Annotated in this window: 17 protein-coding genes; 15 read left to right on the forward strand and 2 right to left on the reverse strand. The window is 45.9% G+C overall.

What is annotated here, in order from left to right; all coding sequences use genetic code 11:
- Positions 1-163 precede the first annotated feature (163 nt).
- Positions 164-1,933, reverse strand: a complete 1,770-nt coding sequence (locus tag UF06_RS20565) for a choice-of-anchor I family protein (protein ID WP_045572103.1) — start codon at positions 1,931-1,933, stop codon at positions 164-166.
- Positions 1,934-2,042: 109 nt separating this feature from the next.
- Between UF06_RS20565 and UF06_RS20570 the strand changes: the two genes are divergently transcribed.
- The 6 genes from UF06_RS20570 (at position 2,043) to UF06_RS20595 (ending at position 11,778) form a co-directional block, all read left to right on the forward strand.
- On the forward strand, positions 2,043-2,387 hold the full coding sequence (locus UF06_RS20570; RefSeq protein WP_045572104.1) for a HopJ type III effector protein: 345 nt from the start codon (positions 2,043-2,045) through the stop codon (positions 2,385-2,387).
- A gap of 761 nt (positions 2,388-3,148) precedes the next feature.
- Positions 3,149-3,754: an NBR1-Ig-like domain-containing protein gene (locus UF06_RS20575; RefSeq protein ID WP_082069794.1), complete on the forward strand. Its 606-nt coding sequence runs from the start codon at positions 3,149-3,151 to the stop codon at positions 3,752-3,754.
- Between the two features lie 55 nt (positions 3,755-3,809).
- Complete coding sequence (locus UF06_RS20580; RefSeq protein WP_045572106.1) at positions 3,810-5,849, forward strand: TonB-dependent receptor; 2,040 nt, start codon at positions 3,810-3,812, stop codon at positions 5,847-5,849.
- A 262-nt stretch (positions 5,850-6,111) separates the two neighbouring features.
- Positions 6,112-6,909 carry a helix-turn-helix transcriptional regulator gene (locus tag UF06_RS20585; RefSeq protein WP_045572107.1) on the forward strand — a complete coding sequence of 266 codons (798 nt, stop codon included), beginning with the start codon at positions 6,112-6,114 and terminating at the stop codon, positions 6,907-6,909.
- 194 nt (positions 6,910-7,103) lie between these two features.
- On the forward strand, positions 7,104-8,084 hold the full coding sequence (locus tag UF06_RS20590; RefSeq protein ID WP_052702606.1) for a hypothetical protein: 981 nt from the start codon (positions 7,104-7,106) through the stop codon (positions 8,082-8,084).
- A gap of 37 nt (positions 8,085-8,121) precedes the next feature.
- The gene (locus tag UF06_RS20595; RefSeq protein WP_045572108.1) at positions 8,122-11,778 is read left to right on the forward strand and encodes a leucine-rich repeat domain-containing protein; all 3,657 of its coding nucleotides are present in this window, start codon (positions 8,122-8,124) and stop codon (positions 11,776-11,778) included.
- 66 nt (positions 11,779-11,844) lie between these two features.
- Here UF06_RS20595 and UF06_RS20600 read toward each other — a convergent pair whose 3' ends face one another.
- Positions 11,845-13,320, reverse strand: a complete 1,476-nt coding sequence (locus UF06_RS20600; protein ID WP_045572109.1) for a histidine kinase N-terminal 7TM domain-containing protein — start codon at positions 13,318-13,320, stop codon at positions 11,845-11,847.
- 369 nt (positions 13,321-13,689) lie between these two features.
- Here UF06_RS20600 and UF06_RS28480 point away from each other — a divergent pair, with 369 nt between their 5' ends.
- The 9 genes from UF06_RS28480 to UF06_RS20640 all read left to right on the forward strand — a co-directional run bounded on the left by UF06_RS28480 (position 13,690) and on the right by UF06_RS20640 (position 23,110).
- A complete protein-coding gene (locus tag UF06_RS28480; protein ID WP_052702607.1) occupies positions 13,690-15,078 on the forward strand; it encodes a DUF1566 domain-containing protein in 1,389 nt (462 codons plus the stop codon).
- Positions 15,079-15,212: 134 nt separating this feature from the next.
- Positions 15,213-15,749 carry a DUF1566 domain-containing protein gene (locus UF06_RS20610; protein ID WP_045572110.1) on the forward strand — a complete coding sequence of 179 codons (537 nt, stop codon included), beginning with the start codon at positions 15,213-15,215 and terminating at the stop codon, positions 15,747-15,749.
- 165 nt (positions 15,750-15,914) lie between these two features.
- Positions 15,915-16,361 carry a hypothetical protein gene (locus tag UF06_RS20615; RefSeq protein WP_045572111.1) on the forward strand — a complete coding sequence of 149 codons (447 nt, stop codon included), beginning with the start codon at positions 15,915-15,917 and terminating at the stop codon, positions 16,359-16,361.
- Positions 16,362-16,371: 10 nt separating this feature from the next.
- Positions 16,372-18,975, forward strand: coding sequence for a hypothetical protein (locus UF06_RS20620; protein WP_139046425.1), 2,604 nt, complete (start codon positions 16,372-16,374; stop codon positions 18,973-18,975).
- A gap of 188 nt (positions 18,976-19,163) precedes the next feature.
- Positions 19,164-19,304, forward strand: coding sequence for a hypothetical protein (locus tag UF06_RS27005; RefSeq protein ID WP_171816770.1), 141 nt, complete (start codon positions 19,164-19,166; stop codon positions 19,302-19,304).
- A gap of 324 nt (positions 19,305-19,628) precedes the next feature.
- Positions 19,629-20,675, forward strand: coding sequence for a hypothetical protein (locus tag UF06_RS20625; RefSeq protein WP_226972461.1), 1,047 nt, complete (start codon positions 19,629-19,631; stop codon positions 20,673-20,675).
- Positions 20,672-21,082 (forward strand): hypothetical protein, encoded by a 411-nt coding sequence (locus UF06_RS20630; RefSeq protein WP_045572114.1) that lies wholly within the window; start codon positions 20,672-20,674, stop codon positions 21,080-21,082. The genes UF06_RS20625 and UF06_RS20630 overlap by 4 nt, the downstream gene beginning before the upstream one ends.
- Positions 21,082-22,155 (forward strand): hypothetical protein, encoded by a 1,074-nt coding sequence (locus UF06_RS20635; protein WP_045572115.1) that lies wholly within the window; start codon positions 21,082-21,084, stop codon positions 22,153-22,155. The genes UF06_RS20630 and UF06_RS20635 overlap by 1 nt, the downstream gene beginning before the upstream one ends.
- Positions 22,148-23,110: an ATP-binding protein gene (locus tag UF06_RS20640; RefSeq protein WP_045572116.1), complete on the forward strand. Its 963-nt coding sequence runs from the start codon at positions 22,148-22,150 to the stop codon at positions 23,108-23,110. The genes UF06_RS20635 and UF06_RS20640 overlap by 8 nt, the downstream gene beginning before the upstream one ends.
- Positions 23,111-23,112 lie beyond the last annotated feature (2 nt).

The following is a 23,112-nucleotide window of genomic DNA, read 5'->3' on the forward strand; positions in this document are numbered from 1 at the left end:
CGGCTTGGCAGAGCAACCCTTCTCCGAAAGAGTGAAAACTCATGCCTGTTCTGTCGAGCCTTCTTTTCTTACGCTGTTCAATAGCGAGTTTGAAAGATGCTGACTCTCGCGGTGAGAGCCAGCTTTGCTATAAAGAGCTATAAAAATGTTTTCGATTCCACGTTTAAAAATCTAGGCGATACACAGAGGTCGTGCCGCTGACTTCATTGCCAACCGCCAGAAGATGTTGCCCCTGACGTTGGAAGTAACGAATGGATTCTGGCCCGAGATCACCTGCCAACGGGTTGTACTGGTCGCTGGTGCATTCACCGTCTTTGTTGGTTTGGCTACACACGGGCTGAGAGTAATCACGATGGTTGATGTAAGTGATAAACATTGCATCGCGTGGCTGGCTGACATCATAAACCATGATACCCCCTTGGCGCTCTAAACCGATGAACGCGTAGGTACGGCCATTGATTTTGGCTACTTCGACCGCCTCAGGCTCAATGCCTTTGTCATCACTGCGATCATCGGCACTACGATTGCTGTCGTTACTGCTGTTGAAGTTTTCCCCTTCCATCATCGAGGCGATTTGACCGAACTGGTCACCACTGTCAAAGACTAACTCGCCGTGTTCATCCCAAATGGAAAATGAGCGTGCGCCATAAGTGAGTAGTGTATCGTTGGCGGCGACTTTTGCATTGGGTTTGATGAATTTCAAGCGTGCCAATTGTTTGTTGTCTTTCAGTGCAGCCGCCAGCGGGTGTTTGTCATCGACTTTCAGTTTCTTGCCACGCACTTCATCGATGTGGCTAATACAAAAGCCCAGTTTGTTGCTGTAGGCATCGGTGGAGCGATAGTCCTCTTCTTGCCACGCGAAACCCAGTTCATCGCAGCGGCTTTGTGTTGTCTCGATACCGTATTCGCGGCCATCGCCTTCGTTAGCGGAAAGAATGTAAGTTTTGCCTTCGGCTTGATAGCTGGTGATGCTGTCTGGCATATACAAGCCGCTTAACTGAGGATAAGCACGGAAATTGCCGATCTTTTTATCTTTGTTTGACGCATCTAGCTGCGCATTGGACCAAGATTTTTCTCCCAAAGGGGCAATTTTCTCGATACGCGCGGAAGCAACATCAATGATCGCTAGAGCGTTATTTTCTTGCAGGGAGACGTACAGTTTGCCGTTATCGGCGAACGTTAAATATTCCGGTTCGATGTCTTGTGCTGGGGTCGCGTTGCGGCCAGAGATTCGCACGTTCTCAATCTCATCACGCCGCTTTTCATTAAATGCTTTGAAATCAATTTGCTGCACTTTGGCTTGCATTGGCCCGTTAGCAAGGTCGATCAAGGTGATGCTGCCCTCTGGGTCGACTTGGTAGTCACCGCTGGGTTCGCCTTCGTTAGCACTGGCAATGTAGCGGCCATCTTTGGAAAAGCTCACCATATCGGGCAGCGAGCCAGCGGGGTAAGTGGTGATGAGTGTCAAATCGGACGAGCGGTACAGAGCGATAATTCCGTTAGCCTGCTTATTGGCATTTTCTACCGCGACCGCTACTAAACCGTTGTGGGTGGCAACACTATTGGCTGCGCCAATCTCAATGCCAGCGGATTTCCCAGCGCTGGCCAACTCAATGTGACCAAGTAAGAAAGGCTGGTTATGCTCATCAAGGCGCAACACATCGACTAAACCGGCTTTGGCGTTGACCACGTACAGTTTGTCGGTACAAGTGTCGTAACTGACTATCTCTGCCGCGCTTGAGGCAAAAGGAGCCTCTGCGATGTAACGTCCCAGGTAGGTTAAACCGCTCAATGACATCTCAGTACTTGGAATACTGGTCGTGACTTGGCAAGCAGAAGCCAACTCACTCGATGCGGCCGTTTGCTGCTGTTGAGCACAGCCAGAGAGCAGAATAAGCGCCGTTAGGGCGGCCAAGGGCGAAACACGTGTCATAGAAAACTCCTTTTGATAAATGACTTGATTAACCGCAAGAATCTATTTAGTTTCTGTGACAGTTAAACAGGAGATAGATGAAACTATTGTTTCAGTAAAAGGAAATCAGATGACACTAAATGCACTGCTCGAAAAACTGCAATCGGCCCCGAATAGCGTTGAGTTTGATCACGTGATCGAGGTAATCGACGCCAACTACCATTTCACTCCAAGCGCATTTCGTAACGGTGAGTGCGAGAACCAAGCAGGTCAGAACAATGGTTCTTGTAAGATCTTCTCATTTGCTCAGTTACATGGTCTCAGTGTGCCACAAACCTTAGCCTGTTTTGGCCGTTTCTATCGTGACGATGTGCTGCAATATCCGGATAATCTCGATCATCAGAATATCCGCAATTTTATGCGTTTTGGTTGGAAGGAAGTGATGTTTGAAAGCCAAGCAATAAGCGCAAAATAGCGTTTTCATTGCGGGTTTAACCGAGCCATTTTTTTGATCACACTGTCTTAAAATTAAAGCTACCTTTTTGTCTCAGGGAGGCTTTTTTTGATCTTGGGTTTTGAATAAAAACTCAAAATATTCCTCAGGTGGGCTGGTTCTTCTCTTCAATGTAGAGAGATTCTGATTTTATTTATATTATAAATCAGTTAGATATAAAAAATTCTGAGAATTCTGTCGCAAATATGACTCTTTGTCATAAAAATTTAATCTTGTTATGGATTGAGAATTGGTGAGGAATTAATCATATTGTCAACATGATGTCGAAAACAATAATAAAGAGGAGATTGGATATGCATCATGAAATGATTCAACCTACACACTTTGGCGTAATCGGTCGTACTTGTCTCTTGTCTCTGATTATTGTTGTCAGCGTCATGAGCCTGATTTAAGTCGGCGAAAGCTGTCCTTTACTCTAATAAAGTAAAATAGATACTAAAAGAGCGCTACCCTGGTAGCGCTCTTTTCGTTGAATGCTCTTTTTTAAACAGCGATTAGAGCGGGCTGTTGTTTGATTGGGCTAGTGGTGAAAGAGGTAGTTTGAAAACGTTACGTTATATTTATGTGGGAAATTAGTTCAAAATGCTGTTATATCTTTGAATTTCAATATCGTAGCTCATCTCGTTTCATATTAATGACATAATGAATTCGTGTGTTTTTTGTCTTGTTAATAAATTATATGAATATTATTATCCAGATAAATTACACGGTTGTTAGTAAGAATGGAACAAAGTCATTTTAACGCATTTTTGTGTATGCTCATTGATGAGTCTGGGCTTAGCAAAACCGAACTGGCAAATAGAGCGGGTATTTCTCGCTCCAGTCTCTACAATTTTATAAGTGGTGATGTGGGAGAGTGTAAACTCTCCACTTTAGTTGCTATCTCAGCAGCGCTGCGCGTTCACCCACTGGAAGTGATTCAGCCTTATCTGCGTTTAGCTAAAAGTCCTGGTAACCGAGAACTGGGAACCGAGTTTGTTGAGGACGTTACCTATCCAGACTACTCGATCGTGATGCCCAATCAAAGATTCACTAAGATTTGGTCTGTGTTCAATTCAGGAGCAACAGCTTGGCAAGATCTCTATCTCAGCTGTCAAGATGAACCCATGGTTCAAGGTGATCATACCGTCGGTCTTCAACCCGTCGAGAGTATCGTGCCCATCCCTTATACACCAGCCAATCAGCGAGTTGAGATAGCTGTTGAACTCATTGCACCATCGCTGCCCTGCACTGTGATGTCGGAGTGGAAAACAATCGATGCTCATGGAAACTTAGTTTTCCCCAACAAAAGCCCTTTATATTGTTTGGTGAAAGTCTGTACATTTTAGCCGTCATTTGACTCACTCCAACTACGTTTTGATTATGGCAATAGCAAGGAAGTATATGGCCAGCCAAACTGCTTATATTCAATATGAGATCACACGCCCTGTGATATGTATGCCCGCCGCTATTGTGCTGGCAGTTATATCAGGAGCCGCGTTTTCTGCACAGACGTCGGTACCGTATCCACAAGAAACTTTGGTTGTGTATGCTGATAGGGAAAGTTCAAGCATTGAGTCGAGTAGCAACGAATATGTGCAAACAAAGCAGATTTGGTCTAGTGATGTCGCTCCGAACTTTGCTGAAGAGAGCTTTCAAGCACTCAGCGTTTACACCCCTAATGTTCAACCCGATAGACTGGGTGCGGGCACTGGGGAAGATTATCGTATTCGAGGATTTAACTCCGCCGGTCGCTTAATGCTTGACGGTGTTCTGGATAATCAAAGCTACTACATAAGAGACAGTGCAACCTATGAGTCAGTTGAGGTAATAAAAGGCCAGAATAGTGTTCTCTATGGAGCAGGCTCTCCGGGTGGGACTATCAACTTCATTGGTAAGAAGCCAAGTTTCACGCCGCATAGTGAGTTGACGTTAGCGGCAGGAAACAGCGATTATCGCCGTATGATACTGGATAGTACTGGTCCATTTAGTGGGCAGTTCGCCTATCGTGCCGTCGTAGCCGCTAGCCATCGTGAAAGTTGGAAGCAAAACGTGTCGCAGAGTCCGCTGACCCTACTTACAGGTTTAAGTTGGCAAAATGAACATCATTTACTGACGGCAATATGGGAGTTTAGTGATCATGACTACCCTTATGACTTCGATAATGTGTATGCCAATGGTGCTCCGGTTTACGATGTTTCATACGTTCATCCTGCAACAAACGCCCAGCATCGCTACCAGCGCTGGGAGCTGCAAGCGTCAAGCGAGCTATCGGAGGATTGGCAGTTAGACGCAATAGTTCGCTCAATTCACGGAACGCGCAAAGAGCGACAAGTTGGCTTTTACTACCTTGTTAGTGACGATAAGCCCTTAGTTGGTTTTTATCAAAAAGTGGACGAAACATTTAGTCAGTTGACGGGCCAAATTAGTCTGACAACGCAAAAGAAGTGGTTTGGCTATAACCAAGAATGGGTACTCGGTATCAGTCACCATCAAACCGAGAGCAAAGGGAGCAATCAACGAGCGATAGGCCAATTTTCCCTTGATATTTATCAACCTGATTTTAACTTTCCACTTCCTACTCAAACCACCAACCGAGAAACACAGTTAGATTGGCAAGAGTCCGCAATTTCTATTCAACAACGTATTGAATTAACCAATGACCTTTTCTGGGCATTGGGTGGGCGTTGGAGTGATTATCAACTCACTAATCAACGCAACGGTATTACATTGGGTGCAAGTGAAAACAAGCATCTAAGTTATGCCACTGGCTTCGAATGGGCTTTATCTACACAACATGCGGCTCGACTCAGCTATACGCAATCTTGGTTGCCGAATAGCGGTCAGGATAGGCAAGGCTCGTTTTACCAACCAAGTCGTGGTGAGCAGTGGGAGCTCGGTTGGAAATGGCGAGCTCAGAACCATTGGCTAGATATCGCGCTCTTCGACATTACTCAATCGCACTTATTAGTGCGTGATCCGACTGATCCGAGCTATTACTTACTAGCGGGAGAGAAGCAAGCCAAAGGTGCCGAGATAACGGCTTTAGTCGCATTCGCACCCAAATGGGAGCTCTACCTAATGAGCAGTTGGCTAGATAACCAAATAACGAACAGTGACCGATACCAAGGCAAAGAGATGCCAGGAATTCCTGAGCGACAACATGCAGCACTACTGACCTATTTACCCAACGATCAGTGGCGATTCCTATTGGGGGTAAATCACCAACCCGAACGATATGGTGATGCGTCCAACAGCTTCAAAGTAGATGGTTTCACACGTTGGGACCTACAGATAGAGTGGCAGATATTTGCCAATACTCAATTGCGATTTACGATGCAAAACCTCACCGATGAAAAGTACGTTTCTTACATAGCAGGGCAAGACTTTGTTCGTTTTGGTGAGCCGCGTCAATGTCGGCTGATAGGGCAGTATCAGTGGTAATTCGATGATACCCAAATCATTATTTATCGTTAAAGTGTGATCAGCTAGGGGAAAGTGTCCAACACATTGGACATTGGCTTTGTTAGTTTAAACGCTGGAAACATGGAAGCACCATCACGGAAAGTCTTTCATTCATTATTAACAGCGTCAGTAAGTGTCAGAGAAAAAAGCAGAGGCATTGTACCTCTGCGACTCTGTTGCCGCAGCATTTCGGCCCTAAACAGACACGCTTAAATTTGGCTAGTGTAGAAAAGGAATGGTTATGATCAGTGCATGGTTATGGGCCATAGTCTGGACGGTATTAGGAGTGGCGTTAGCTCTATCCATTCCGAACTTAGAGCGAAAACTCGTTGTTCAAACGTCATCCCAACTTAAACTTCGATCCCCCTTCATTCGTCAGGGCCTTTATAGTCAGATGAGTGCTGGGAAATATCATCCCATCCCATCATTCTCCTTAGCGGATCCTTCCTTATCTGGCGAAACGCTACTACCTGATCTCGAAACCGACAGTCGACCATTGGTCGTTGTGCTAGAGCCTTGCCCCGATAAGTTGGCACAATTAACCGAGACCTTATCCAGTGACTTTCGTTTGATTGTCTCTCGTACCAGCACACAGGCTGAGTTAGCAATAAAACAGCAGTCGGCCGAGTTTTTCGTTGTGTGTGCTCAAGAGTTGGCCGTGGAGCCACATCTTAATGATGTTCCGCTGAGCAGCACTGATGAAGCATGGCAAGATGAAACAGAGCGCTTCCAGCAACAACTACAACAACAAACAGAAGAATTACTGTCCCAGCATCAGTTGACGGTTGAAAATTTGGCCCAAAATATGGTCATGAGCGTGCGCAGTTTACAGAGAAAAACTCAGAAATATTATGGTGTAAGCTGTAGCGAGTACATCAAAAGCATCCAATTCATGATCGCACAAAAACAGCTTGAACAAGGTGCAAGTGTCAAACAGGCCGCCATAAATGCAGGTTTCCTTTGTCCAAACCACTTTAGCCGTCAGTTTAAGCGTCACTTTGGCTTCACTCCTTCACAGTTTCGCGCGCAGCAAACTTAATAGCATCAGCTGCTATTGATGCCAAAAGCATTAGCACTAACACGCCAAACACTAGCACAAACGCGACAGCTGTCTTCATTCAAGCTATTTGAAGCGCTAACTTGCTATTCAAAGCACTCTCAAATCTTCGTGGTTTGCGATTCGCATTTGCGTTTTACCAAAGATTTATTTTCAAGTCGAACTTAGGGATAAACATGCAGTTAAATCATTCACTCGTGACCGTTGGTACGGTTGCTGCCATAACGTTTAGTGGTTTCTCTAGTGCGCAGCCAGACGATCATGGTTCTTTTAGCGAAGTAAGCGTGGGTTTTGAGCGTATTAGTTACAGTGAGGAATTAGGTGATGTAGCCGGTATGGGCAAGTTGACTCAATCCATCGCCGTGATTAACCCCGCCATCCGCCAACTCTCTTACACTGGAATAAATCAACAGTGGGGCATCTATATTCAGAGCGCCAGTACGTTGGCCACCGACATTGAAACTGAATATTGGGAAATTGGTGAGTTTGGACGTGTGCAGCAGAACGCGTTTAAAACCAAAGCCAATGAACTGGGTTTTAAGTTGGCCTATCACCAAACATCGCAGTTGCAGTGGCTGATGGGAGGACGCTTTTACACCAACAGTTTTACGCGTTCCAACTTCGCCTTTGTTGATCCCGGTGCGAGCCGTTTTGATCAAGCGTTGATCGATCTGCCTCGGAACGAAGGTGATGATGTACCGCGTTTCAACTTGCCTGGGCAAAATGTCACTGACGCTGACACACCACAATCCAATAATCCTGACTATTTAGTGCCAGTCATCTCCGTGTCAGAAGATCATATGGGGGTGATTTTATTGGCAGGTATACGCTATGACACTCAGTTTGGTGCTGAAAAGAACAGTTCATGGAGCTGGTTTTCTGAGGCGGAATTAAGTGTCGATGCCTATTCACAAACGCAAAATACCCAGTTTGAAACGCTGACTCTTAAAGACTACTTCAATGGTTATGGGCTGAGTGGAAAACTTGGCGTGCGATACAACCTGCTTGAGCATATTGCCGTGCTGGCGAGTGTTGATGGTTATGTAAAACAACGTGATGAAATTATCAGCCACTTGTCGAGTGGGCGGCGTATTCGCGTACCGGAAGTCACTTACTCCAACCTTGCGTTCACTATTGGTTTGCAATGGCGCTACTAGATTAAATCACAACAACTTCAGTTGCTAAGGATAGAAGATGAAAATGAACTCTCAGTTACTTTGGCGCAGCATATGGCTTTTGTTTGCCGCTCTTTGGCTTTCGGCTTGTGGCGGAGGCGGTGAAAGTCAGCCAACGCCGCCTGCTGTGGTGCTAAAACCCGTACAAAACGCGGCAATTAGTCTGCAATTTGAAGCGCCTGAGCGAATCAATAGCGAAGGTACGCTAGCGATTTCTCTTAACGCTTTTAGTCAAGAGCAAGGTGCGTTGCAAATTGCTTGGACGCTGCCGGAAGATTTTACTCGACTGCCTAGCGATGACGACAGTGAAGGGAAAATCTCGATAAAAGCGCCTAAAGTGACGCAAGATACGAATTACCAAATTGCTGTTGAGATCAAAGACAGCAAGGATAATCTCGCGCGTCATGTGCATCAAATCCGCGTATTGCGTCGCGTATCAACGGTGACAATAACGGGCATGGTGACGGATACCGTGATCGCCAAGGCTAAGGTTTCCGCTTGGTTAGGCAATGAGAAATTAGGCGAAAGTGATGCGGATGAAAATGGGCAATATACGCTTGCCCTTACGCTAGGCGACAGTACCGCAGTTACTCAGCCAGTTGAATTAAGAGCCAATGGTGATGAGAGCCAAGGACAAGGTTTCGTTCAGTTTCGTTCGCTGATCCCATCGCTCACCAGTTTGATCGCTGACAGTGGTCAAACGGATTCCGATGAAGTGACAATTGATACCTCTGTCGATTTTGGCGTTAACATTACCAACGTGACCAGTGCGGTCAGCTCCTTACTACCTCAAACCACATTGGAGAGCGACCAGTCGCTCAATCAATCACTGCTTTCTATTGACACTGCTGAAGTATTACGACGTGCGACTTTGATTAAGCTTTTGGTGGATAAACCCGCTGAGTATCCGTTACCTGAAGGGGTGAATGATACAGTCGCGTTTTTGCAAGATAGCCAAGCGAAACAGCAAATTGAAGAGCAAGCTACAGCTAACGGAAATACGGATTTTGATGATACACAGAAACAGATTTTAGAAGATAAACAACTAGTCAGTGACAATGCCAAGCTGGCTGCTGCTGAGTATATTGTGCAATTAGACCATGAAGCTTTTGCTTTGCATCTTAATGCCGATGGCACAGGTCAAATTCATGCCTACACCAGCAGCAATATCACTTGGAGTTATGCAAACCGCATTCACACCATTACGGTCGCCAACCCGGTTGAAACATACCGAGATGAAGACGGATGGCTGAAGCGACTGAAAAAAATTGAATTACAGGTGATCAACCAAAGTAACGGACGGGCAATGGCGAACATCACCCGTGTGTTTGATCGTATCCATAATGCTTCGCTTGAAGATGAGCTAACGTTAGTGGACGATGCCATCGTGATAAATAACCGGAATACTTTATTGGTTCCTTATCAGACCCTACTCGGTGACTGGCAGATTAGTGAAGATATCTATCAAGGCGAAACGTTCAATGTACGTCTTAATGAACACGGCAGCAGCTACGATTATGCAGAACAGTCAAACGGGAGTTGGCAATTGGCGAATAATCGCCTGTTAATGCCGTATAACGAGAATGGCCAGCCAGCAACAACTGAGATTTGGTTTACAACACTCTTGGGTGAAGTTGGCGAACAAAGCAGTGAGAGTTTCCCAACTTATCGATTTTTCGCGATCGATCGTTATGACGATGGCTCAAACTTAAAAGTCATTTACGGCACCTTTACTAAATTAATGGAGTCGCCATCTCAGCCCGATACCCGCCCTTTGTCGCAGCAAGCGGAGATCCAAGATCCAACTTTAGCGCAATGTTTAGATGAGAGTGGTTTTAGCAATCTGTCTTCGATAAAAGATTTATATTGTGCTGATTCAGATCTGCAATCGATCAGCAGCTTACAAGGATTAAGTAATTTAACCGGACTTGAAAAATTGCACTTAGGTTATTTACAACCTACAAGTCTTTCATCAAGCGATTTTCCATCATCGATCAGAGAGCTAACGATTCATAACTCAAAGTTATATAGCGTTGATCTTCATAGTTTAGAGCAATTACGTGTATTGAATATTAGGAACACAGTGATTGACGCTATTGACTTTGCATCGCTAACACAATTGACGGAATTATACCTACCAGATAATCCCAATTTACTTTCGCAGAGTGCTCTGAGTGCTTTAACCAACCTAGAACGATTGGATCTTAATGGCAATCAATTGACTGAAATTGATCTCAAAGGCTTAAACCAATTGACTCATCTTTTTGTTAGCAATAATCAGTTAACAGCATTGGATTTAGCCCATAATCTGAACCTAAAAGAAGTCTATGCATGGGAAAATAACTTGATTTCTATTGATGTTCGCCATTTGGAACAATTGGAACATTTGATAATAGGTGGGAATCAGATATCACAGATAGATGTGACAAATAACGTCTTGTTAAAAAGTATAAATGTGTTTGATAATAATATTTCTGCCATTGACATTAGCAACCTAGCGCAGCTGGAATACTTTAATGTTGATAAAAATCAGTTGACCAGTTTGGACGTGAGTAATAATGTAAACTTACTTTGGTTATATGCTGAGTCCAATCAACTAATGTCACTCGATATTAGAAATTTAAACCACGTAATCGATGTTAGAATTGGTAGCAATCAGCTTTCCGAATTGGATTTGACTCATAACCTGAACCTAAAAGAAGTTCATGCATGGGAAAACAACTTGGTTTCTATTGATACTCGCCATTTGGAACAATTGGAATATTTAATACTGGGTGGAAATAAGTTATCTCAAATCGATGTGGCCAACAATGTTTTTCTTAAAAGCCTAAACGTTGCTAATAATAATTTAGCCGATGTTGACGTGAGCAAGCTAAACAAGCTGGAATACCTTAATGTTGGTGGGAACCGGTTAACTAGCTTGAATGTAAGCAATAACTCAGCACTAATAGAACTCTATGTATTTGAGAATAAACTATCTAGTTTCGATCTCAGTAGCAACCATAAACTGGAATATTTCTCTGCTCTTAATAATCAATTGACATCACTAGATATCAGTAGTTTACCAGAGCTTCGTTCACTGAATGTCGACGGCAATCAGCTAGCAAGCTTAGATCTGAGTAACAATCCAAAACTGTACTTTTTGTCTGTTTCCGATAATCAATTTACTTCATTGGATGTCAAACTCTTGCCAGAACTTCAATGGCTCCAAGTAGGTCTCAATCAACTCACCGGTTTGGACCTTAGTAATAATCCTAAAGTTCGTCACCTAAATGCGAACGAAAACAAACTTACCTCATTGAATATCAGTCACTTGTCAGAACTATCATCACTTGACGTAATGGGTAATCAACTTACCCATTTAGATATTAGTCAAAACCCAATGCTGTATTGGTTGTCTGTTGCTTTTAACCAATTAACAGAGTTCAACGTTGATCACCTGCGTGATCTTGAGTTCCTACAAGTACAGGGTAATCAACTCACGAATTTGGATCTTATCAATAAAACAAAACTACTAAACGTAAATGCTTCCTCTAACCAGCTCACCACCATTTCCGGTATAGAAGAGTTAAACGTAAACGCATTTATTGACTTAACCGATAATCCCTTTGAGTTAGAGTTTGAAGCTTACCTTAGAGACTTACAAAACCAAGGCTATAGCAATCTATACTTCTAAATTTGTCGGCTCACTACCTTCCCATCCGCTGTTTGGCGGCTGGGAAGGCGTTCAGTCAGTTTATATTTAAACTCGGCTGGTTTTGCTCTGCGTCTGTTTGTTGGTTTTCTCTTCACGTAAGCGATCAAACAGGCGCATCATTACATAACGATGGCTTTCCGGTGGTTGGTACTCCACCTGTGCGAAAGTAATATCGTTGACCAATGAATACTCCATTTTGGCTTTAATGGTTTGGCAATTTTCTACCAACTGAGTTGGGTCAGCCTCTTTTACCAGCCATACAAACCGATCGCCATATAAACGCGCTAATTCGCTGTGTGGTGGCTTGAAATGTTCAAGATGACGGGCAAAGTTTTGCAAAAGATGATTGCCAATCAACTCGCCTCGGCCATCGCTCACATCGCGAAACCGAACTAAATCCCAAATCACCACAGAAAAAGACTCGTTTTGGTCGATTGCAGCGGACAAACGTTGCTGCCAAGCAGCATAATTGAGACATCCAGTTAGACTATCGCGCTCAGCGTGATGCTGTAACTGGGTGATCATTGCTTGTTGCTCGCTCACATCTCGCAGTACGAGAATCAATCCTTGTGCAGGCGTATTGGCATGAATTTGCAGCGGTGTCACGATGACCTGGTAAGTCGACTCGCCGATCCGAAGTGCAATTGGCGCTTGAGCTTTGGTTTGCTGTTCCATCCAATCGCTTATGACGTCAGGGGGCGGTAAACCGAGACGCTTCGGGTTTAATTCAGAAAACAGAAGGATTGCTTGTGGATTGAAATCGATCAATTGATCTTGCTCGTCTAACACGAGGACCGCATCAGGGAGAGCATCAAACAATCGATGACGAGCTACGGGGGCGAGCAACAAGAATTGATGACCAAATATGCCGTAGGCAAAGAACAGACCAATAATCCCGCCGCTAAATACCGTAAGATCTAAACCGTTAGGTGCCCAGCCTAGAACAAACAAGCTGTAGCTTATCCAACTGAGAATCATGCCGATTAACAAGCTCAAATTCTGCGCTTGGAAAAAGCGTGGGGCCTGCCACATTCGAGTCAGCAGAATCAAGGTAGCCAACAAGGCGCAAAGATGGGTATAAACGATATAGAGCTGGTAGACCAACCCAAATTGCAAATCGCCAATAGTCAGTGAGTTGACCATTCGTACGGAGAGATAATTAATACCTAACTGATGAATTTGTGTTGTCCATTGGACTAACAGAATCAAACTGCTGATGGCTAAGACACTATTACGCAGCCAAGCAGGGGGCGGATTAGGATTTTGATAGCTGAGTGCCATTAACAACACACAACTAGGAATAAACGCCCCACCAATAAAGATAAAGTCGAGCCAAAATCGCGCCCACTCGACATGACCACTGGCCAACTCAAGCGCGTAGCCCAGTGCTTGAATCGCGTAGCCCATCAGTACTGCCGCAAACCAAATACTGACTGCCTGATAGCGATACCGCAGCGAGTAAACGGCCAATCCACCGCAGCCGAAAGCAATTAAAATCAGTAGCCAACTGTAAATCGTCAAGTGTTCATCCTGATCATCATCCTGAATATCGAGCGATTTTACCTAGCTTAATCGGCAGTGCAAAGCATGCGAGCTGATGAGAGCGCCTAAATTGCCAAAGCGATCATACTGCGTAGCAGCCAACTCAATATCTTCCCTTTTCCTGAACACTCGTGAGTTTGTGCAGAAAGATCTGGATAAACGCGCCAACCACTAGCACAAACACGCCAACGACCTTGATGAGGATTTATAAACTCTTTATTTTTCAGTGGTTAGCGTATTTAACTGATTTGCTCTATAGAAATTCGCGTCGTCCGTCAGATCAATCCATTTGGTGGGCATCTAATACGCCTTTTTGCTGCGAGCAAAAGCAAAAATAGGGAAATAGTCGTGATTCAACTGAAAACAAATCATGCGAAAGTGCTTATTAGCACCTTGTTAGTTACCGCACTCATCGGTTGCGGCGGCGGTGAAAGTGGTGGGGATGACAGTGGACAAAATAGCGGTGAACCGCAAGTGGAGCAGCGTGTTGTAGTCCGCACGGAAACATCAGTTGGAGGCGCGGTGATACCTGAAAGTGCCTCTGTTGAGTTGGGTAAAAAGACTGTCTTTACCGTTCTACCTGATGCTGGCTTTAAAGTCGATACGGTAGTGGGGTGTGATAGCGCAATCGAAGGGTACAGCATCACCATTTTAAATGTTACTCAGGCCTGTACTGTCAATGTTACCTTTAGCCAGTTGCCTGCCGTGACCGATGTTCGACTCAGTAAAGGCCCCAGCAGCTTGTTACTCGATTGGCCAGCGGTGGAAGGCGCTACCAGTTACCATGTGTATTATGCGCGTGAACCGGGCATCGAGCCCGACAGTTACGCCAGCAAAGCCGATGGCACTTGGTTGCAAAATGTGCAGCCACCGATTCGCATCAGTAACTTAACCCCACACGTATGGCATGTTGTGGTTACCGCGGTGCATCCTGAGGGAGAAAGTGCCCCCAGTGGCGAAATCAACGCGTTTGCCGCCACCCAACCACTCAACGACACCGGCATCGATTGGTGCTCTAATGCTGTTTATACCACCAGTGAAGGCCCTGTGCCCGAAGGTGGCATACCCAGTAACGATTTAGATTGCAGTGTCGCGCAAGACCCACAAGGCATTGCGCTTCCCGATGGTCAAGATGGCCACTTTGGTCGTGATGCCCAAGCATTAGCTGCTAAATTGCCCAAAGTCGGTGATGGTGATGGCGGTTTTGACTTTACCAAGCTGGATGCCAACGGCGATGAATTAGCCGCCAGTGCCAGAAATTGGAGCTGCGTGCGCGATAACGTCACTGGCCTGATTTGGGAAGTCAAACAACCCGCTGGCTGGAATGGACTGCGCGATGCTACGTATAGCTACACTTGGTACAACCCCGATAACAGCACCAATGGCGGTAATGCCGGCAAGCAAAGCCGTAGCAACTGCGGAAGCAGTAAATGCAATACTCAAGCCTTTGTTAATGCGGTTAATAACCAAGGGTTCTGTGGTGCCAGCGATTGGCGACTGCCCTCAGTAAATGAGTTACTCAGCATTGTTCATAGTGGGCGAACTCTACCCGCGATAGAGCAAAGCTATTTCCCACATACACCGACGCATTACAGTCCGCTTGGTGCGTATTGGTCGTCTTCGCCCTATGCCAACGCCAGTGGCGAGGCGTGGGTCGTAACCTTCGGCCTTGGTAAGGTCTTTAGCGGCAGTAAGGAACACAGCGCCCTCGTCCGTTTGGTGCGAGCCGGACAATAATAGATTTTTGGAAAATAAGGAGAGATGATGCGAAAACGTGCTCAGTTGCCTAACGGGCGCTGCGCATCCTCTTCCATTGTGCGGCGGTTGGTTGCCCGCCGCAGTGACACGTTTTGCGATAAAGGATAGATATTATGCGGACAATCAATCATCACTGGCCACGGGTTTTGGTGTTATTGCCGTTACTGCTGGGCGTGAATGCCTATGCCAGCAGCTTATGTGCAGGTAGAGAAAATGGGGCTATCACCGCCATCACGCCAAACACGGATTTTAGCGATAACGGTGATGGCACTGTTACCCACCATACCACCGGGCTTATCTGGCAGCGCTGCAGTCTTGGGCAAAGCTGGGATGGCACCGATTGCACCGGTAATGCCACTCGCTTTACATGGGCGGAGGCTTTAGCTACCGGCGCGCAACATACCTTGGCAGGATTCAGCGATTGGCGCTTGCCGAACAAAAACGAGCTGGCTTCAATTGTTGAATACCGCTGCTTTGGTCCTGCAATTAATAACCAACAGTTTCCCAATACGTCAGGTTGGTATTGGTCGTCTTCGCCCGATGCCGATAACAGTGGTTACGCGTGGTTCGTCAACTTTGTCTCTGGTGACGTCTTCTCCAGGGGTAAAGCAACAAGCAACGTCGTCCGTTTGGTGCGAGCCGAGCAGTGATTGGCTTTTGGTGCTTTTGCTTAGGTAGAGCGTGGGACTCGTCATATCAATGTGACTGAAAATCTTTATGGTTTTTAAAACCGAAAATAACTGCTCATATAATTGGTTATATTCCAATTTTTATGTAGTAGAGATTGCTTTTAATCTTATTTTTATGGAGTTGAAATGAAAAAAATTATTACTTTTTTATCTTTGGTTTTGTCTGTCAACAGTAGTTTAGCTAACACCATGGCAAATACCGCTCCCCCTGCTCTTGAACTCGAAAAATTAGAGCAAAAAGAGGAGCGTTACCAAGATTTACTTTCGGCAGCAGATAGAAATGACATCTATGCAGATACCTCACGTTGGAGTTCCTATGTTGTAGGGGGTGGCAGTTTTATATATGCCCTAGCTACATTAGAAGAAACAAGAGGTGGTGATTATGAGTTTAGTGAAAATGGTCAGATAGCTCTGTATGCTGGGCTTGCAGTCTTTGCTGTTGGTTATTTCGCGGGGCAGTACTTTGACAATCAAGCCTCCAGCCTACGTTCTGAAGCGAGCAACATTTCTCAGGGCTTAAGTTACATCCCTGAGAATAATGAGTTTGTTTATACCGTTACTTTTAAGTTTTGAGGTGATTTCCGTGGCTAAGAGAATCAGCTATTTACTGTTATTTTTGCTATTGGGTTGTGCTGGACAGCTGTCCAATACAGAGCACTTGCAGCATGGCTATCAATCCTTGTCTGAAAATAAACTAGATAGTGCTCAAAGCCACTTTGAGCAATCATTAAAAGGATATGAAGCATCGGGTGTGAGTATCGGCCAGTTTTATGCACTGACTGCACTAGGTGAACTTGAATTAGCCAAAGATCAACCTCAATCAGCAATAGAATATTTTCGTAATGCCTCAGAGTTTGAAGTGAATAACCGGCTTAGTTTGGACGTTTCAATTAAGTCTCGTCATAAAGCAAAAGAGCGAGAGGCATATTATCAATTATCAAAAGCAAAGAACGATGCATCCATCTACCATCAATATCTTTCACAGCAAGACCCAGATGAATATTCAAAGTTATTAATAAATGAGCTGGCTAGGCTGACCAAGTCAAAAGATGTAGAGGGATTAGAAGAGTTTTCCGAAGTAACGAAAGGGAGCTACTTCTCTCGGCAAGCACTGTTTTCAGTGTTGGAGATTGAATATGAAAAATTGGATACTCAAAATATCTCTCAACTTAGACATTTTATTCATAAATATAACGATAAAAAAGTAAATACTTTGATCTCTGAACCTAAATTGGTTCGGGAAACAAACTTATACGACTCTCCGCAGTTTACAAATGTTAAGGCTCGTCTTACCCCAGTGATGCAATTGATGGTGATCGAGAGTAACTCCGATGCATTATGGGTAACGTTAGAGAACCAACAGCATGGTTGGGTAATGAGTAAAGATGTAACGTTGGCGACCAGCAAAGAGCAACAGATACGATATCAATCAATTACTGCATCCAGTAAAGAGGCGATTCGCACGATCTTATATAAAGACGCGATGCATTCTAAAGATACGGCAGTATTAGTCAGTTACTTAGGGCAATACAAAGCGCACAGCTCTGCATCAGACGTGAAGAATCGACTAGTTGGTCTTTATAGAGAACAGAAAAGTGTGCAAGGTTATCGCAATGCGTTTAAATGGTCTGGTGATTCGAACGATTTATCTTCCGAGTACGCGTTGATCAAAGGTGAAGACGCACTTTTAGAATTTGTAAAGCTCTACTCGCCTGCGGTCGCGTTACCTGTTGTGTATTCGGCAAAGAGTGAACTGATCGGTTTATATCGTTCGAAACAAACGGTGTCGGGTTTCCAAAATGCGTACCTTTGGTCAAAGGAAAATGGCGATTTGAAATCTGAACTGGCCCTATTGACCTCAGAAGAGCAGTTGATTGCTTTCTATAAACGTAATACTAAAAATTCGGAAATTTCAGCCTTGGCCAAGGTGAAATTACTGTCGCTGTACAGAACGCAGAATACGTACGCATCTTTGAAGAAAGCATACGATTTGTCCGGCGAAAAACAGGACCTCGCCAGCATTTCAAAGATACTGACTTCAGAAAACGACTATGAAAAATATCTAAAGGATTTTGCTAAGACGAAATATCAAGACGTATACCAACAGACCAAAGAGACCTATGTTGCTTTGTTAAGAGACAAGGGGCAATTTTTAGCACAATTCCGAGCGTATCAATTAACGTTGTTACCAAGTGATGGTCAAAAGTCACAGCAGTTGGCCAAAACAACTGAACACCATAAGACTTTGGAGGCTTTTGCCTTTGAATCAATCAAAAACAAAGATGGGCTGTTTAGGCTCGAGTTGACAGACTTAGATTCTTCCGTTGATGGCCGAAAAATATCGCGTTGGGGTTTGGCTTCTGAGTATTCTTACGAAGTTAACGCGACCGCCAGCGTTGGTTACCAATTGAGGTTAGGGAGCAATGCGACTTTTATCCCCGAGTATCATGATTTTAATGTGGTGATTGAGTTTTCATTCAATCTACCACTGGAAAAGGAAGTAAAAGCAAAGCTTTTCGGAACGTCCACTACCAAACCACACATTAGTTTGGAACAGGTCGTGAGTTCGAGATTGAGTTCAGACAATGCAACGGCTCGGAATGCTGTAAGGTTTGGCGCATTTCAGACTGCGTATTTTGATCGCGGGACGCTAGGTGGATACACAGCGGTGTATCCCGATGGTGTAGCGAAAATATCAGCAGAAATTAAATCAGTGTCACTTGTTGCCGCAAAAGAACCGAAAGCCAAAGGTACCCAAAAGCTAGCTTTCAGCGCGTTTGCACAACTACCATCGGCGCCAAGGCAATCAGCATCAATGTACTCTGTAGTCACCAAAACAGGCGAGCTCTACAATCAGTTCATTGGTGAAGATACCAAGCGTATGGAATCGCGGCGTTATGCGAGTACAGATGCAGTAGATACTGCGACAACGGCTGTTGCTACTACGGCTGCAGCAGGCGCCGTGGCTAAATCAAATACAGTTGCTTCAAATCAACGAGGAGTAAAGCGCGTTGTTTCGAATGGCAAAGTAATGGGGGCCGCTTCGTATCGTGTGGAATGTACCCAAGGTTCTGACCATATCATCTACTTCTGGGATGGTGAGTGGAACCATGGTTTTCTGGGTCGTATGGGATTAAATAACTTGTCTCAAAGTGAGATTGAAAAGTATGTTTGTACAAAACTATAGCGTTCGACCTGTGATGAAAACGCAAATACCTTACAACCTAATCTCTGGTTAATTGCGCACACTTATAAGAAAGGATTGCAGTAGACACCATACTTTAGCAGATCTACTCACACAACCTACTACCGCCCCGCGCTATCTGGGTTTTGGCCAAACCCAGATAGCGGGGCGTTTAAGAAGCACGCTACCCCGTGGCGCAACAAACCAGCGAAGAATTGTTGCTGCAAATCCTACTTTCACTGCCCCAGCAAGGCTTTACGCCCGCGCAAAACCAACAGGTGCTGCAACAAGTGTGTGAACTGCCAAAGATTTGGCCGACAAACTGCCGATAGAACTATGCCTACGCTGGCGCGAACTGGCACGAATGACGTTGCAACAACATCAGTTGTTAGAAAAGTTGCCGTTAGAGAAAGACTATCAAGAACATTGACGAAGGCAGTAAACAATAATGCAATTTGATGATGCAACGCAGTGATTAACTTTATCAATAGCAAGTATGTTAGTGATTATTGAACGTGATTTATAAATGGCGCTTGGTGCGAGCCGGACAGTGATTGGTTTTTTGGCAGTGCGCCTTTGTGGCGCACTTTAGGGTATAAAAATAAGAGTAGGCACGGATGCCGCAATGGAAGCAAACAAAAAGGCTTGGGTTCGTTATGCAGGGTATAGGGTTACTCAGCGCTGTGGTTTATGCGCTGAGCATGCCAGAGCGTGATGTGGCAATGGCTACGGACAGCGACCCTTTATCTCCTATGCCTGTGCCTTATTATTTAAACCTTGAACAGGGCGAGTATGCCCGCCTCATCCCTCGGGCGCAGAAACAGTATGCGCTGGCACTGTGCCAAGGTGAAGACGATTGGCCCTTGCCTTATCTCGCTTACGATAACCAGCTATTGCAAGAAGTGCTGCAAAAGCAGAATGAGTTTTCCCAGCAGGCTTATCTGCAAAGCCGCCTTGCACTGCTGAACGAACGCTTTCGTTTTAAGCAGGAGCGGCCATTTTTACGTGGCGAGTTGCAAACGCTCTTGCAACGCAGCACTGCAGAGCAAAGCATCACCTTTAGTGCTTGGCTGAAAAAACGTATGGCAAAACAGCTTGAACAGTTTCAGCAATTGGATCATCAGCTAAAAGTGAGCCAGCCTTGGTGGCCGTGGGCAGATTGGCCAAGTGAACAGCACTGCTTGCAATGGGCGAAGCGGGTCAAGAATGATGGCTCCCTCACGGCTGTGCCGATCTACCTTACCGACAATGGCAGCGGCAAAGGCATTGTTATTGATGACTTTTTTGCTCTGCTGTTAGAGCACCAAATCGATCAATACCTTGCGCGTGGTGATGTGCAAAGTGCCGCCAAGGTGTGGCCGCAGGTGATCCGATTTGAACTGCTCGATGCCCGCATATGGCAAGACAACATCATCGCGCATATCGATGAGTATTTGGGCTTTATCACACTGTTTGGTTTAGATAAAACCGAGGCCATAGCGTACGCCGAAGCGAAGTTGCAACAAATCGACGATATTGATTATTACCCTGACGATAAAGCCATCATGCAGCGCAGCGTACAGTATTTGCGGCAACAGGCTGCGCTAGAGCCTCAGTTGAGTGCCATTTCAGGCAAAAATCAACATCGTTTGCGCTGTTATCAAGGTAAAGCACCTTGCCTAACCGTGTGGCAGTTGTACTCACAGCAGGAATGGCAGCCATGATGTTACCTCGCACACTCTTTACCCTGTTACGCACGCAGTCCGATTCGTTGGCGCAACTTCGATTAGTGATGAGCTTAACCTTACGCACGCTGCTGTGGCATTTGTTGCTGGTACTTTGCCACCTCACTTTTATGACCATCTGGCTCAAACAGTTTACCTTGCCCCTGTATTGGTTGGTGTTGCTAATACTGCTATTTGGGTTAAATGGGGCATGGGCGATGTGGAAGCACTACTACCCGCCGCGCAAGTTGTGGGCAGTGCAAGGGGTGGGGATCGCCATGATGGTGGCGACCATTCCAATCAATCCTGACTATTTTATTGTGCCGTACCTGCTGAGCCTTGCCTGCATGCACTATCGCTGCCAAGGCTGCATTGAGCTGGTGAATCCAAGCCGAGGGAATGGGTGATGGAGCATATTGACCGCTTGGAGCTCTTGTATCAACTTAACCGCTACCAACAACTGCTTGATGAAACGCAGCGCCAACTCGCCAGTGATCATACCGATGTGGCGGCAGCGCTTTACCATTTGTTAGCACTCTATAGCCAACAAGCCTTTGATGAGGTGGATCAAGCGGCGCAGCGGCTGCAAAGCCAATGCCATTCACACAGTTTTTTCTGGCTCATTAAAACCCAAATCGCGCTGCGTCTCAATCGGCTAACACAAGCAGAGCAGTGTGCTCAACGCGCGTTATCGTTGGCGTATCATGATGCCGACAACCACGATAATCTTGCGCAGGTGATGCTCCATCAGCAGCAGATTGGCAAAGCGCAGTTCCATTTGCTTGAAGCGCTGTCGCTCGACCCTTGGCATCGCGAAGCGCGGCTGCATCTTGCGCAGTTGTATGGCTCGCTCTGTTTGCGCCCTGATTTAGCCAAAACCCTCTTGCGTGAGCATCTACAGCACCAGCCACAAGATGCCTTCGCGCTGGAGTTGTTGGCGCAATACAGTACCTCCCCTTGGCAAAAGCAGCGCCTGTTGCAGCAAATTTTACGCTTTGATCCCCTCAACCACGAAGTGGCACAGCAACTCAATCAACAGGTGCGTCGCCAGATCCAAGCGGGGCTCGCGTATGCCGTGTTGGCGCTGCTCGGCATCACGACCCACCTATGGCCGTATTTAGCCAGCGAAGATCTCTTGGGTGGGATCAGGGTAGGGTTACTGTTGGTCAGTTTTGCCCTTACCGTTTGGGTATTTAGCTGGGATGAGAGGATCCCCGCGCTTGGCCTTATGCTGCTGATGTTAACGCAGGTTTTTCCGCCGCAAGAGTGGGATCTCATCACTTTCTTAATCAGTGGCGGGATTGCCGCAGTATTAACGCTGAACGCTTATTGGCTAAGTCGCTTACTGGCTTGGCTGCAACATAAACTCACCGCCCACTCACCAAGCCAATGTTGGCAGGTTTGCAGAGCCAGTTGGAAAGTGTGGAAAGCCAAAGGTTGGCGCGGATTGACGAATACCAAGGAAACCCCCGATGAATGAACAAGCCGAGCCGCTACCCGCGGACAACTCGCCCCCGACAGCGCGCCACTTTAGCCCGCTGAGTAGCAAATATTTCGTTGATTTTTCACACGTTGGCGGTTTGGATGAGCTAAAACAGCAAGCAAGAATGAAAATTATCGAGCCCTTTAAAAACCCTGCGCTGTTTAAACGTTTTAACAAATCCGCAGGCGGAGGTTTGCTGCTTTACGGGCCGCCGGGCTGCGGAAAAACCTACTTTGCTCGCGCCATCGCGGGTGAGTGTCACGCCGCGTTTTTCAACGTCAGCATCGACGATATTTTGGATATGTACCTTGGTAACAGTGAGAAAAATATCCAAGCCCTGTTTGCGACGGCGCGAGCCCACAAACCGGCAGTGATTTTTATTGATGAAATTGATGCCCTCGGCCGCAAGCGCGAGCTGCTGCGCCACACCTCACTGACCACCACCATCAACCACTTTCTGGCAGAGTTGGATGGCGTAGAAAGCGACAATGAAAACCTATTGGTGATTGGCGCAACCAACGCACCGTGGGATGTGGATTCCGCCTTTCGTCGCCCGGGGCGTTTTGATCTCACCTTATTTGTAAGCCCGCCAGATGCCAAAGCGCGGCAAGATATTTTGCAACGTTTACTCGCTGATTTACCGATTGAACCGCTCGACTACCGCCAGCTTGCTGAGCTTAGTGAGGGGCATTCCGGTGCGGATCTTAAAGGCTGGGTCGATGCCGTGAGTGAGCAAGTGATAGAGCAAATTCTGCGCACCGGACAAGACAGCACCATCACCATGGCCGATCTCAGCGAGCACATTCGCCAGCGTCAGCCAAGCACTCTAGAGTGGTTTGAATCGGCCAAGCAGGTCGTGGAATACGCCAATCACAGCGGCGTATTTGATGAACTAGCCCGTTATCTAGAGCAACACCCCACCGGCAAAAAACGCCGCATGGGATTTTTTTAAAC

This window comes from Vibrio sp. S234-5, from assembly GCF_000960595.1.
Classification (GTDB): Bacteria; Pseudomonadota; Gammaproteobacteria; order Enterobacterales; family Vibrionaceae; genus Vibrio.